The 14,780-nt window shown below is 53.1% G+C and carries 9 protein-coding genes; 6 read left to right on the top strand and 3 right to left on the bottom strand.

Features of this window, described 5'->3' with window-relative positions; genetic code table 11:
• The first annotated feature begins 2 nt into the window (after positions 1-2).
• From B051_RS0119765 to B051_RS0119735, 6 genes are all read left to right on the top strand, one after another.
• Entirely contained in the window at positions 3-1,424 is a 1,422-nt protein-coding gene (locus B051_RS0119765; RefSeq protein WP_018479968.1) for a SusD/RagB family nutrient-binding outer membrane lipoprotein, read from the top strand.
• Positions 1,425-1,644: 220 nt separating this feature from the next.
• Positions 1,645-2,958 carry a hypothetical protein gene (locus tag B051_RS22105; RefSeq protein WP_018479967.1) on the top strand — a complete coding sequence of 438 codons (1,314 nt, stop codon included), beginning with the start codon at positions 1,645-1,647 and terminating at the stop codon, positions 2,956-2,958.
• Positions 2,959-3,733: 775 nt separating this feature from the next.
• Positions 3,734-6,799 carry a SusC/RagA family TonB-linked outer membrane protein gene (locus B051_RS0119755; protein WP_026236553.1) on the top strand — a complete coding sequence of 1,022 codons (3,066 nt, stop codon included), beginning with the start codon at positions 3,734-3,736 and terminating at the stop codon, positions 6,797-6,799.
• A 35-nt stretch (positions 6,800-6,834) separates the two neighbouring features.
• A complete protein-coding gene (locus B051_RS0119750; RefSeq protein ID WP_083919483.1) occupies positions 6,835-8,313 on the top strand; it encodes a SusD/RagB family nutrient-binding outer membrane lipoprotein in 1,479 nt (492 codons plus the stop codon).
• Between the two features lie 308 nt (positions 8,314-8,621).
• Positions 8,622-10,976, top strand: a complete 2,355-nt coding sequence (locus B051_RS0119740) for a TonB-dependent receptor (protein ID WP_018479963.1) — start codon at positions 8,622-8,624, stop codon at positions 10,974-10,976.
• Positions 10,977-10,982: 6 nt separating this feature from the next.
• A complete protein-coding gene (locus tag B051_RS0119735; protein WP_157579122.1) occupies positions 10,983-12,014 on the top strand; it encodes a DUF4249 domain-containing protein in 1,032 nt (343 codons plus the stop codon).
• A 57-nt stretch (positions 12,015-12,071) separates the two neighbouring features.
• Here the strand turns inward: B051_RS0119735 and B051_RS0119730 are convergent, their stop codons facing one another.
• From B051_RS0119730 to selD, 3 genes are all read right to left on the bottom strand, one after another.
• Entirely contained in the window at positions 12,072-12,788 is a 717-nt protein-coding gene (locus tag B051_RS0119730) for an SAM-dependent methyltransferase (protein ID WP_018479961.1), read from the bottom strand.
• 145 nt (positions 12,789-12,933) lie between these two features.
• Positions 12,934-13,704: an alpha/beta fold hydrolase gene (locus tag B051_RS0119725; protein WP_018479960.1), complete on the bottom strand. Its 771-nt coding sequence runs from the start codon at positions 13,702-13,704 to the stop codon at positions 12,934-12,936.
• Positions 13,705-13,726: 22 nt separating this feature from the next.
• Positions 13,727-14,779, bottom strand: coding sequence for a selenide, water dikinase SelD (gene selD, locus B051_RS0119720; RefSeq protein WP_018479959.1), 1,053 nt, complete (start codon positions 14,777-14,779; stop codon positions 13,727-13,729).
• Position 14,780: the final 1 nt, after the last annotated feature.

Raw genomic sequence — 14,780 nt, 5'->3', positions numbered from 1 at the left:
AGATGAAGAAACTTATCATATGCCTATTCTCGCTGGTGTTTATGGCAGCGTGCGTAGACGACCTGGATGAATATAACATCGACACGAAGCGAGCGACAGACGTCCCGCCCGCTACCTTGTTCACCAGTGCCTTGCTAAACCTGACGGATGTGCTGACCACGCCGAACGTGAACACGAACAACATCAGGCTGTATGTGCAGCATTGGGCCACGACGCAGTACGTGGAGGAGCCCCGGTATAACATGACCGGCCGTCTGATTCCGCAGAACTTCTGGAATGCGCTGTACCGCGACGTGCTGGCCGACCTGAACGAGGCCAAACGGATATTGCAGGCGGACGAGACAATCAATGAGACGCTGAGAAACAACCAGCTAGCCCAGATTGAAATCATGGAGGTATACGCCTGGTCTGTTCTGGTGACTACCTTTGGTGATGTCCCCTACACAGAGGCCCTTGACCCGACCAATACCCAGCCGGTGTATGACGATGACCAGGCGATTTACAACGACATCCTGGAGCGCCTGGACAGAGCACTCGGCCTAATCAACACCGAAGCACCTGGGTTTGGAGACGGAGATGTGCTCTATAACGGAGACATGGGGCAATGGGTGAAGTTCGGCAATTCCCTGAAACTGCGGCTGGCCATGGTGATTGCCGATGTGGATGAAGCCAGAGCCAGAACACTGGTGACAGAAGCAGCGCCCAACGTGTTCGAGAGCAATGACGACAACGCCATATTCCCCTACACGGCTGCCACCCCGAACAACAACCCCATCTCCGACAACGTTTATGGTGCCCTTTCCAGAAGGCAGGACTTCATTGCGGCCAGCACACTGGTCAATTTGATGAATGAGTTGAACGACCCCAGAAGGCCGCAGTACTTTACGAGTGTCAACGGAGCGTACGTAGGAGGCCGAGTCGGCTTCTCGAACAGTTTCTCAACAAACTCTACGGTTAGTGAGAAGATTTCGCAGCTTGATTTCCCCGGTGTATTGTTAGACTACGCTGAAGTAGAGTTCCTGCTGGCAGAGGCTGCCGAACGCGGCTTTATTGCAGAGCCAGCTGCAGAGCATTACAATGCCGCCATCAGGGCATCCATCCTGTACTGGGGAGGAACAGAGGCCGAGGCTGACGCATACCTGGCCCAGCCTGGCGTGAATTACGCAACAGCCCCCGGCGACTGGCGACAGAAGATTGGCCGGCAAGCCTGGATAGCCTTCTTCAACCGGGGTTACGAAGCTTGGCTGACTTGGCGAAGATTGGATGCCCCAACCCTGACACCTCCGGTAGAAGGCTTGATTGTACCAACCAGGCTGATTTACCCTGTGAACGAGCAGACGCTGAACCCAAATAACCGTGGCGCAGCTGCCGCAGCCATTGGCGGCGACGAAAGCTCGACGAAGCTGTTCTGGGATGTGCGGTAAATCGCCCTGCCCCGAAAGACAAACTTGATAGTAGTTTTCTGCCGAAAATGCCCCCGGGGTCCGGGGGCATTTTCCTTTTCAGGTGGGCTGGCTTCCAAGTTGAAGAGCCTAGGTTAACGCGTTTATAAAGAATAGCGATTTTTTAATTGTTGCGTTTATTGATTTTCCTGTAGATTTTTTTGTAGCTTAGGTATAGCATTCGTGAATCTTTCCTTAGTCTATGAAAAAACATCTACAGCGCTTGGCGCTTTTTGTACTGCCTGCTGCCTTGCTTCTCCTGAGCGCAGGAACCGCAACCGCGCAAATCCTATACCCCATTGGGGGCGACCAGTACTCCTCAGCCACCAGCAAGCTCTTCAATGAGGCCTACAACTCCTCCACCGATTCCACAGCCGTGCCTGTCAGGATGACCAAGATTACCCGGGGCAGGACCGTAGACACCACGCCCTTGGTGAAGGCATTTCCACAGCACCGTATTCCGGCAACTGCCATACCTGTGGCACTGCCTGATATGTCTGGCTACGTCGATACGGTGGCATTGCTCTGGTACCTGCGCAACCCCCTGCGCCCTAGCGTCGGCGTGGTGAACGTGATGCTCATCGCACAGACGCAGAACCAGGAGATTGTGTACTTCGTGGACAGCAACAACAACGGCAGTTTCCTGGACGACCGCAAGCCCTTTCAGTTCAGGCCCGGGGAGAAAGAGCGACAGGTGCAGATATACGACAACCGTTTGGGAGAGGTAACGCTGCTGCTGCGCAACCTTATACCCAATGTGCCCCCAACCACCCCAGGCCAGCAGGCGCCCGCAGCACAGCCGGCCACAGCAGGTCAGCCAGAGCAGAAGCCTGTAGCAGAAAAGGAGAACTTGGCACCCAAGCGTTTCGCCATACACTTTATAGGAGGACTGTCCTCTGGCTCCGGCGATGCCTCCATGTTCTTCCGGGTGATGGACAAGCCCGACTCCGATGAGACTAACAAATCCTACCACTACACGGCCAAGTACTTCGCCTCGCTCAACACGCAGCTAGGTATAGCCTTCTCTTACCGCAACTTCTACATCGGGGGAAGCGGCAGCTACGAACTCTCACAGGTAGGGGAGCAAAACCTAACCACCCGGCTCGACAAAGCAGGCACACCAACCAGTCGGTTTCAGAATAACCAGGGCAACTGGCCCTATACCCGTTTTAACATGACGGTTTTTGCGGAATATGACATACGCCTGAACAGCAAGTTGAAGCTGGCGCCCACGATTTCCTACACGAGCTACGATATTCTCACGGAGCAGCCTTTCCGGGTTTTTGGCGAAGCCAAGCTCAACGACTACTTCCGCGACCGGTATGCCTACTCTTATGGAGGCAAATTGAAGTACGTTATGTCAGATAAGGCGATGCTTTTTGCAGAACTCTACCGCCGCGAGAACCACTTCGATGCTACTTCCTATTTCCCTGATATTGTGGATGGAAGCTTCCGGATGGAGCTGAACCAGATATACGGCGGGGTGGGCATCCAAGTAAGAGTCTTTGATTTGTGATAGGTCCAACAAGAAAAGTGACATTAAGCTTTGGCTTGAGTTCGTCCTTTTTTATCAATTGACGTATAAGGAGCAACTATCCCCAACGAGATTCATATATAGGTAATACTGTGAAATTTGGCCCCTACAGCAAGGTTTTTCGAGAGGCACTGCTGGAGCCAAGGCAGGCAAATATTTTCAGAAGCAGACTAGTGAAGCAGGAGCCGAATGGTAAAAAAAGTGTTAAATATTTGTTAAAACCGAAAACATTCCCTAAAATTGACCTTATCTCACCTTAAACAAACATTAACATGAAAAGACTTATACTTCTGATTGAGTCATTACGCATCCATTGCAGCTTCACATCAGCATTCAGCTAACAATTTCTTAAACCAGCTAATAAGCTTTTGGCGCATTTGAGCCACGGCTTGTAGTGCATTTTTTAGGCGTTCAACCTAAGGCAGCTATTCTGTGCTTTATCTATAGGTTTGACTAAATTATGTGCTATCTTTTCTAAGCTAGATTCAATCATTTTGTCAGAAAGATATTGATTTAAAGCTGGTGGGTTTCTATATGTGGCTCAGCAAGTTAGTCCATAACAAGTCACATACAAAGTTCTGTCAGTCAGGTGTTTCAAGTACTGACTCACTCGTGCAAGGGAAGGAGGTGAAAGAAGAGAGACAGAAAACGCTTAGTCGATTTCAAACAAACATATCACCATCTGCAGCCAGGTACAGGCAAGATGGCAAAGTCAATACCTTAACTCAATTATTACTTACCTAAAACAAACAGCGCAATGAAAAAACTTCTAATGCTATGCCTGTTACTTGTGTCCGCCCTGCTGCAGCAGGCCATGGCGCAGGTGCGGGCAATCACCGGTAAGGTGACAGATGCTACCACGAGCCAACCTTTGCCAGGGGTAACGGTGTTGGTGAAAGGCACCACAGTGGGTACCGCCACTGGTGCGGATGGTAATTACTCCATCAATGTGCCGCAAGGCAGCAACACCCTCGAATTCAGATTTGTAGGCTACGGCACGGTAGAGAGAGCCATTGGCGCGGCTTCTACGATTGACGTGGCCATGGGCATCGATTCAAAGCAGCTTGGCGAGGTGGTGGTAACCGCCCTCGGTATCGAGCGTGAGAAGAAAGCCCTCGGTTATGCCATACAGGAAGTGTCTGGCGAGAGCGCCAACCAAGCCCGTGAGACCAACGTGGTGAACTCCCTGAATGGTAAAGTAGCCGGTGTTCAGATTGTGAACTCAAGCGGTGCGGTAGGTGCATCTTCCCGTATCACACTGCGTGGCAACAACTCTTTGACTGGTGACAACCAGCCGCTCTTCGTAGTGGACGGTGTTCCAATCAATAACTCTACAAACGGAAACGACGGTTACGGTGGTGTTGACTACGGTAACGCCGCTTCTGATATCAACCCGAACGACATCGCGTCTATCTCTGTACTGAAAGGTGCCAACGCGGCCGCCCTTTACGGTTCACGCGCGGCCAACGGTGTGATCATCATCACGACCAAGTCTGGTAAAGGAACACAAGGCTTGGGCATCACGTTGGACCACAGCACCACGTTTGACACACCGCTTCGCTTGCCTGACTACCAGAACGAGTATGGCCAGGGCTACAACGGCGTGTTCGAATACGTAGACGGTGCCGGTGGCGGTGACCAGGACGGTGTGGATGAAAGCTGGGGCCCTCGCCTGGACGGCAGCACCAAGAACCAGTTCTTCGGAAGCGGCCCTTGGCAAGCACACCCTGACAACGTGAAGAACTTCTTCGAAACAGGTATCACGCACAACACCAACGTAGGTATAACAGCTGGCTCCGAGAAAGCGAACATCCGTTTGTCTTTGGGTAGCATTGACCAGACTGGTATCGTGCCAAACACTGACCTGCGCCGCTACTCTGTAGGCCTGAACGCAGGTATGCAGCTGAGCCCTAAACTGAGCGCCAACGCCAGCGTGAACTATGTTCAGAACGCGAGCGACAACCGCCCAGCCAACGGATACGCCGGTGACAACGTTATGCAGCAGTTCGTGTGGTTCGGTCGTCAGGTAGACATCGAGCGACTGAAGAACTACAAGAACGCCGACGGTACCCAGTACAACTGGAATTACAACTACCACAACAACCCATACTGGATTGTAAACGAGAACCTGAACTCCAACCAGCGTGACCGTATTATTGGTAACGCCTCTTTGAAGTATAACTTCACTGATTGGTTGAACCTGATGGTGCGTGGCGGTAGCGACTTCTACACAGACGACCGCAAGCGTATCTGGGCCGTGAACACAATCGACTATCCAGAAGGCAGCTTCTACGAGCAGAGCCTGTACCGCAATGAGACCAACTTCGACTTCTTGCTGGGTGCCAACAAAGACATCACAAGCGACATCTCGATAGCAGCTTCATTTGGTGGTAACAACCGTCGCAACACTTACAGAATGAACGATGTGCTGGTACGCGCTCTTGCCGTTCCTGGCATCTACAACATCTCTAACTCGAAGGGCAACCCATCGCCAGAGAACTACAGAAGCCAGAAAGAGGTGAACAGCTTGTACGGTACTGGTACGTTCGGCTTCAAAGACTTCTTCTTTGTGGACGTGACTGCCCGTAACGACTGGTCTTCTTCTTTGCCAAAGGCTAACAACTCCTTCTTCTACCCATCAGTATCTACCAGCTTGGTGTTTACAGATGCATTCGGCCTGAACTCCAATGTACTGTCTTACGGTAAGTTGAGAGCGAGCTGGGCACAGGTAGGTAACGACACTGACCCATACAGAACCGCTGGTACTTTTGGTGCCTTCGACCCATGGGATGGCCGTCCGAACCTGTCTTACACAAACACACTGGCTAACGCTAACCTGAAGCCTGAGCAGACAACCTCTTTTGAGGTGGGTACAGACCTGCGCTTCCTGCAGGACAGAGCCTATGTGGACCTTACTTACTTCGACAAGAGCACCACTGACCAGATTGTGAACGTTACCCGCTCAGGCGCATCCGGCTTCACTAGCCAGATTGTGAACATCGGTGAGATTACGAACAAAGGTCTGGAACTGCAGTTGGGCGGTTCTCCAATCAAAACTGCCGGTGGCTTCACTTGGGATGTGTTGGTGAACTTCGCTAAAATCCAGAACGAAGTGGTGTCCCTGACAGAAGGCCTTGAGGCTTACCAGCTGGGTCTGTACTGGGGTGTGAGCCTTCAGGCAAAACCAGGTGAGAAATTCGGTTCACTGGTAGGTACTACTTACCTGAGAGACGACCAGGGCAGGCTGATGCTGAACGCTGCAGGCCGTCCGAGAGTTGGTCCAACTGAAACACTGGGCAGCATTGTGCCAGACTGGACAGGTGGTGTTCGCAACTCTTTCTCTTACAAAGGTTTCAACTTCAACTTCCTGATTGACGCGCGAAAAGGCGGTGACGTGTTCTCTGTAACGCACATGTTTGGTCAGTATGCCGGTGTGCTCGAAGAGTCACTGGAAGGACGTGAGGAAGGTCTCCTGATTGAAGGTGTAGGTCCTAACGGCCAGCCAAACACGGTTAGAACTCCTGCTCAGCAATACTGGCAAGGTCTGTACGGCCTGCATGAGGCGCACGTGTTCGATGGTAGCTTCGTGAAGCTGCGTGAGGTGGTAGTAGGTTACGACCTGCCACAGTCCATCACCAGCAGAGTGAAACTGAGAGGTGCCAGCATCAACCTGATTGGCCGCAACCTGTGGCTGATTCATGCTAACGCTCCGCACATCGACCCAGAGACAGCTTTCGGTGCTGATATTGCCAGCCAGGGCTTTGAGTTTGGTGCACTGCCATCTACCAAGAGCTGGGGTGTTAACCTGAGACTGACGCTGTAATTTTATTAAGAGTTCAAACTCAAACAGATTGTAAAATGACCAGATTTTCAAAATATAAATTGTGCATCGCGCTGCTGATGGGCCTTGGCCTGAGCTCGTGCGATAAGGATTTCGAGGAAATCAACACCAACCCCAACGCCCCTGAAGATGTTCCGGCAAGCGTTATCCTGCCTGCTTCGCAGCAGTCGGCCGTTAGCCGCCTGTTCGGTGCTAGCGTGAACCTTACCTATACAGCTACCTGGGCGCAGCAAATCGCCAAAATCCAGTACATTGACGAGGACCGCTATAACTTCAGAGCGTCTGACTTCTCTACGCATTGGGATGCGCTTTACGCGGGCCCGTTGTTGGATGCCCGCCTGGTAGTGCAGAAAGGCGAAGAGAACGGTGATGCTGCCATGGAAGGCGTTGGCCGTACCTGGCAGACCTGGATTTTCCAGAACGTGACGGACCTTTGGGGTGATATACCTTACTCTGAGGCCCTGCGTGGCACAGAGGGTAACATGACCCCGAAGTATGATAGCCAGGAGTCCATTTACATGGACATGCTTGACCAGTTGGAGACAGCCAATACGCTGCTTGCTCAAGGCGGTAGCGTGGGTGGAGACCTGATTTATGGTGGTAGCGCTGCTCAGTGGCAGAAATTCGCGAACTCCCTGCGTCTGCGTCTGCTTATCCACATGGCTAACGTAGCTCCAAACAAAGCCAAGGAAGGTATAGAGGCCATCATGGCTGACCGCGCGAAGTACCCTATCTTCACGAGCAATGCCGATAACGCAGAGCTTGCTTACCTGGGTGCTCAGCCTTACCGTAACCCATGGTTCGAGAACTCCATCACACGTGATGACCATGCTATCAGTAAGACAATGGTAGACGTGCTTGCCTCCAAGAACGACCCACGTGTAACTGTATATGCAGAGCCAGCGGCTCAGCCTGCGGCAGGAGCTGGCTTCACTTACATGGGCAAAACCTATGTGGGCCAGCAGAACGGTGCGGCTTCCCAGCCATCGCTGGCTACTGTGTCACGCATTGGTAACATGTACCGTAAAACTGCTACGCAGCCTATGTACATCATGACGCATGCCGAGGTGATGTTCATTCTGGCTGAGGCTGCTCAGCGTGGATGGAACGTGGGTATGACTGCTCAAGAGGCGTACAACGCTGGTATCCGCTCTAGCATGGAGCTGAATGGCCTGACTGGTGCTGCTGTGGAGGCTTACCTGCTTCAGCCATCTGTGAACTTCGCCACCCAGACGAACAAGCTGGAGGCTATCAGCGTGCAGAAGTGGATTGCCCTGTTCGGTAACGGCATCGAGGCCTTCACTGAGTACAGAAGAACAGGCTTCCCAAGCACAATCAAGGAGGTACCGGCTTCCTTCTTCCCTGGAAGAGGCGTTCCGCTGCGTTTCTCTTACACCAACCAAGAGCGAAGCACTAACAGAGCCAACGTAGAGGCTGCCAGCACAGGCATCGTTGACTTCCTGTTCGGCAAGCCGGTATGGTGGGATGTTAACTAACGGAGCATACTAATAAAATAGATTACCTTATAGATTAGAGTAATAATCAGGAGTAGATTATAAATATTAGGTAGTAGTCTTCTTCATTTGAAAAAGGCCCCCAGAATCTGGGGGCCTTTTCTGTTTTTGGATGGTACCTAACGCCAGAAGCAAGGTGCAATGTATTCTGTCACGACCAATTAGCTCCATAACTAATCAGGGGATGTACGCAGAGGTATAGGGGCACTGAATGAAAGCTTTAAAAAGAGCAAGCATGTGAGGATAAGATTCGTATACTCATAATTAAAAATATTAAAATACCATACCGCATGCTCCACAAGATAATGGCGTTGCTTCTAATAGCGTTCTTGCTGAGCCAGCAGGTATGGGCCCAATCAGGGGGCAAGCAATATAAGTTATCAGGCACCGTGAGAGGGGGCTGGGGTGAAAAAGTGGAAAACGCATATCTTATGATTGCGCCAGTGAAGAAGGGAGCGCTGACTGATAAGCAAGGCCGCTTCGCTGTGATGCTGGACAAGGGCACTTACGTCATCACCTGCCAGTATATAGGTATGGCACCTCTCAGAGAGACCATCACGGTTGACGGGGACATGGAAATAGAGCTGAAGCTACTGTTGCGGAACTTCAGCTTGAGAGAGGTGGAGATCACGGCCAGGCCAGTGACCGATATTAACTCCACCCACATGGGAAGCTCCTTCCTGGACCAGAAGATGCTGACCCGGATGCCAAAGCTGTTGGGAGAGGCGGATGTGTTGAGAAGTGTTTCGGCGTTGCCGGGCGTGGTGAATGCGGGAGAGGGAACATCCGGTTTTTTTGTGCGCGGCGGTAGTTCGGACCAGAACCTGGTGCTCATGGATGATGCGCCTCTCTTCAACGCGAACCACTTATTCGGTTTCTACTCGGTGTATAACCCGGATATCCTGAAAAGTTATGAGCTCCACCGCAGTGGAATCTCGGCCAGGTATGGGAGCAGGATTTCGTCAATTCTGGATGTGAGCCTGCGGGATGGGAACGAGGAGCGGATGAGGTATGAGATAGGACTGTCTCCGATAACAGCCAAGTTCAGTATGGATGGTCCGCTGTCGGAGAAGGCTACCATGCTGGTCGCCCTAAGGGGAGCTTATCCGGGTTACATCATGAGGCTCTTTCCCAATGACAACATTAAAAACAGTTCAGGCCATTTTTACGACGGCAACCTGAAATTCAGGTATAGGCTCAATGAAAGCAACAGCCTGAGCTTCTCTGGTTACCATAGCGCCGATGGCTTCAAGTTTCCGAATGACACCACCTACCAGTGGAAAAACACGCTTGGCAGCCTGAAGTGGAATCATCTTTTCAACAACAACTTTACAGGTATAGCCACGCTGGTCAAGAGCGTGTATGAGAACGAAGTGGAGGGTCTGTCTGCGGGAGAGGAGTTCAAACTGCGCTCAGGTATAGATTTGACACAGGTGAAGCTGGACTTTGGTTTTTTCGGGAAGGCGAAGCACCAGCTGGATTTCGGGGGAGAGGCTTCGCTATATACCATCAAACCGGGCGACCTGGTGTCTTACGGTACTTCGAGCCTGAACCGGCGTACCCTCGAAGAAGACAAAGGAGTAGAAACAGTCGCCTATCTGAACGATGAAATCACCCTCAACAACAGGCTATCCATCTCGTTGGGGCTTCGCTACTCCCGGTTTTACAAGATAGGCCCATCCGCTACATACGTTTATGCGGAAGGCCAACCAAGAAGTGATTTGACGATTGTCGACACCCTTAGGTATGGCGCCGGAAGTGTGGTGCAGACCTACGGTGGAATTGAACCACGCGCCTCCTTTAAGTTCTCTTTGACAGACAACACCTCCCTGAAGGGGGGCTATAGCAGAACGCGGCAGTACATCCAAATCATCTCCAATACGGCGGCAATCACCCCGGTGGATGTCTGGAAGCTGTCAAACAGGTACATGGAGCCACAGGCGGCAGACCAACTGGCCCTGGGTTATTTTTACACGCAACCAGAAAAGAGGTATGACTTCAGTTGGGAGGTATATTACAAAATGCTCTACAACCAGGTAGATTACAAGGACGGCGCCACCATTCTGCTCAACCCCACCTTGGAATCGGATTTGGTGTTCGGAGATGGGTATGCGTATGGGTCTGAATGGATGCTGAAAAAGAACCAGGGGCGGCTGACGGGCTGGGTGAGCCTGACCTATTCCAGGGCGTTCAGGAAGATAGCCGGAGAGACTGCCGCCGAGACCATCAACGATGGTGAGGCATACCCGTCCAACTACGATAAGCCCGTCAACCTGAACATCTTTGCGGATTATCACCTCTGGCCCAACTGGAAATTATCAGGCAACTTCACCTATACCTCCGGAAGGCCCGTGACGGCGGCCGACTCCTGGTACTGGTTCCAGGGCCAGATATTCTCCAACTACGCCGGCCGGAACCAGGAGCGCATGCCCGATTACCACCGGCTGGATGTGGCTTTGAACCGAGAGATAATCAAGCGGGGGAGAGCGGAGTATAGCGGGAGCATCTCTGTCTACAACCTGTACGGCCGGAAGAACGCCTACTCCATGCTGTACCAGCATTACTATGGGGAGCCACCCAGCGCGTACAAACTATCAGTAATTGGGGTGCCGATTCCATCTATCAACTTCAATGTCAAATTCTAAATGGGTATGCTGGTAAGGTGGCTGTCATTTGCGCTTTTGCTCCTGGTGGGCTGCATAGACCCTGTGGAGGTTGACTTGGACAAACAGCGGGAGCACCTGGTGGTGGAAGGCTATTTCACGAATGTGGCCAGTCTCAATTATGTGCGCCTGAGTTATTCACAGCCCCATTCCTCGCCCTACAACGAGTTTGAGGAGAAGGCCATGGTCAGCGTAACGAGCAGCGAAGGCGCGAACTACGCTTTCGCGTACGACAAGGCCGGGTATTATTTCCCTGTCGCGGACAGCAATGCAATTGGAGTGACGGGCCATACCTACGTGCTGAACATTATGGTAGGCAGCAAGCTTTACCAGTCCAAGCCGGTTGTCATGACTGAGCCTATACCTATAGACGCCATTCATTTTGAGGTAGACGAGCAGACATTCGCCTTTTACGGCGTGCGCGAAAAACAGCTATACTCCGGGTATAGCGTGTTGGTGGATTATCAGGACCCGGCATCGGCAAAGAACTTCCTGCGCTGGTCGTTCGCAACGGAATACGAAGTCGCTACACAGCCAGACGAATACGTGAACCCTAGTACAGGATTGCCTGCCCCCAAGGAGTGCTGTGTCCAGTGCTTTTTCGAGGAGAAACTGGAAATCCTTAAAGTGACGGATGACCGCCTGACGAACGGGAACCGAGTACTGAACCAGAACGTGCTGTTCATTCCCTTTGAAAAGTATCTGGGGGTAAAGAACCGACTGACGGTCTATCAGCACGCCATCACAGAAGACGCCTACAATTACTTCCGCATCCTGGAAAAGCAGAAAGAGGCCACTGGCACCGTGTTCGACCCGCCACCGGCCGAGGTGAAGGGAAATATGTACAACGAGGGCGATGAACGGGAAACGGTGATTGGGTTCTTCGATGTGTCCGGAGTCAGCGTGAAGCAGGTCACCATCAGGCGCACTGACATTGACTATGCCTTCAGCCCGTTCCGTTTCGCAGACGATTGCCAGTTGTTGAGAGGCGCCACCCGAACTCCGCCTGACAATTGGTAGTTATACCAATACAGTGGCCTTCCAAGTCTGTTAATCAGGTATGGCGAGCCAAACTCTTTATTTATAAATCAGAAAAACGGCTGGTTGCTTGTGTATGTCGGGCAGCTGGGACTTCCATTCAGAAATGGTTTTGGTTTGGATGAGCTCGTGCTCCGGAGAGGTGATGTTGGCCGCGATGCAGAGGCGGGTGCCGCCGCTCAGGGTCTGCACCAGGTCCTCGAGCAGCTTGTTGTTGCGGTAGGGCGTCTCCATGAAAATCTGGGTCTGGTCCCGCTGCTGCATTTCCTTCTCCAAAGCGCGCAGCGCCTGCAGGCGGGGCCCCTTCTCGATGGGCAGGTAGCCGTGGAAGGCGAAGCGCTGCCCGTTAAAGCCGCTACCCATCAGACTCAGCAAAATAGCCGACGGGCCGGCAAAGGGCACGACTCGTATACCTTTCTGATGCGCATACTTCACCACCTCCGCGCCGGGGTCGGCTATACCTGGGCAACCCGCTTCAGAGATAATCCCGGCGTCTATACCTTGTTCCAGCAGCGGTTTCAGCGAGGCCTGCACCTGGGCGGGCGTGGCGTCTTTGTCCACCTGCACGAAGTTCAGTTGCTCAATAACCAGCTCCGGGCAGATGCTCTTGACATAGCGGCGGGCCGTGCGCAGGTTCTCCACAATGAAATAGGAGAGGTGGCGCACCGTGTCCTTCACCTGCGGCGATATCACCTGGTCGGCGGTGCCTTCAGCGAGGATGGTCGGGATGAGGTATAGCGTGCCGGTCTTCTTCATGGGTGCAAAGGTACTGCATTGTTGGATTGAAGATTCGATTAATTCCTGTGGCCTGCATACTTACCAACGCAAACTGCCACGGCTTGGTCGGCCGTGGCAGTTGCAGGTATGGCGTTCATAGATTACTGTGATGTCAGCGCCTGTTTCAGTCCGTGGACAGGAACGTTGTCACCAGCTCGTATACCTGGTCCGGGGCCTCGGCATGCACCCAGTGGCCGGCATTGGGTATGGTCTCCACCTCTACCAAAGTGAAGAGGCGCTCGATGCTGCCATACACGTCTTCCGGCAGAATATACCGCGACCTGCCGCCTTTGATGAAGAGCGTGCTTTTCTTGAAAGGCGTATCGGAGGTGATGGCGGCGGCGACATTCGCATAGTTCCTGTCAATGGCATCGAGGTTCATGCGCCAGCCGAAGGTGTTGTCTTCCTTGCGGTACAGATTCTTCATCAGGAACAGCCGTACTTCGTCTGATTCGATGTATTTAGCCAGCTGCGCATCGATTTCGCCCCGGCTGGTGGCGCCTTCCAGATTCACCGACTGCAGCGCCTCTATGATTTCGTCGTGGTGCGGCGGGTAAGCCTTTGGAGCGATGTCCACCACAATCAGCTTGGTGATGCGGGTCGGGTATTTCAAAGCGTATTTCATCGCCACTTTGCCGCCCATGGAATGGCCCATGATGGCCGGCGTCGGAATCTTCAAATCATCCACCAGGCGCAGCACGTCATCGGCCATGATGTCGTAGGTATGCTCTTCGCTGTGCGGTGAGCGGCCGTGGTTGCGCAGGTCCACCAAAAACACGTTGTAGTGTTCGGCGAGGCGCTTGGCCAGTGTCTGCCAGTTGTCCAATGTGCCAAACAGGCCGTGCAGTATCAGCAGCGGCTGTCCGTGGCCCATTTCCTTGTAGTGTAGTTTCATGTCTTCTCTGGATAATAGGTTCTTATAGTACCTCAATCAGGTGCTGAGAGTTTCCGCGTTCCTTCAGTATACCCAGTGGCTCTAGCTGCAGCCCATGCTGGGCGAACACCTGCAGCACCACTTCGCGGCCGGCGGGGTCAACGGCCACCAGCAGGCCGCCGCTGGTCTGCGGGTCGCAGAGCAGGTGCTTCTGGTCCGGAGTGAGTTCGGCTATCTTGTGGCCGTAGCTGTCGAAGTTGCGGTGCGTGCCGCCAGGTATGGCTTTCTGCGCCATGTACTCCAGGGCCTCCGGCAGCACGGGCACTTTGTCCAGGTACACTTCAGCGCTCAGGTTGCTGCCCTCGCACATCTCTGAAAGGTGGCCAAGCAGACCGAAACCGGTCACGTCGGTCATGGCTTTCACCTGCGGCAGCTTGCCCAGTTCTGCGCCTATTTTGTTGAGCTGCATCATCTGCTGCGGCGCCAGGTGCGCATGCTCCGGCTTCAGTATGGCTTTCTTCTGCGCGGTGGTCAGGATGCCCACGCCGAGCGGCTTGGTCAGGTATAGCTCGCAGCCGGCGGTGGCCGTGTCGTTGCGTTTCAGGTTGGGGATGTCGAGCATGCCGGTTACGGCCAATCCAAATATGGGCTCCGGGCTGTCGATGCTATGACCACCGGCCAGAGGTATACCTGCCTCGTGGCAGATGCTGCGGCTGCCTTCAATCACGCGTTTGGCCACCTCCGGTGCCAGCTTGTCGATGGGCCAGCCCAGCACGGCGATAGCCATGGTAGGTATACCGCCCATGGCGTACACATCCGAAATGGCGTTGGCGGAGGCGATGCGACCAAAGTCGTAGGCATCATCCACGATGGGCATGAAGAAGTCGGTGGTGCTGATGACGGCGCGGCCGTTGCCGATGTCGTACACGGCCGCGTCGTCGCGGGAGCTGTTGCCCACCAGCAGTTTCTCGTTTTCGGGGTAATGGATATCGGTGTGCAGAATCTGGTCCAGCACTTTGGGGGATATTTTGCAGCCGCAGCCAGCGCCGTGGCTGTACTGGGTCAGTTTTATGTCTTGTTGTGTCGTCTCTTCCATG

Source organism: Pontibacter roseus DSM 17521 (assembly GCF_000373265.1).
Taxonomy (GTDB): Bacteria; Bacteroidota; Bacteroidia; order Cytophagales; family Hymenobacteraceae; genus Pontibacter; species Pontibacter roseus.
The sequence above is the reverse complement of the archived record's forward strand: the minus strand, read 5'-3'. Positions and strand labels throughout refer to the sequence as shown.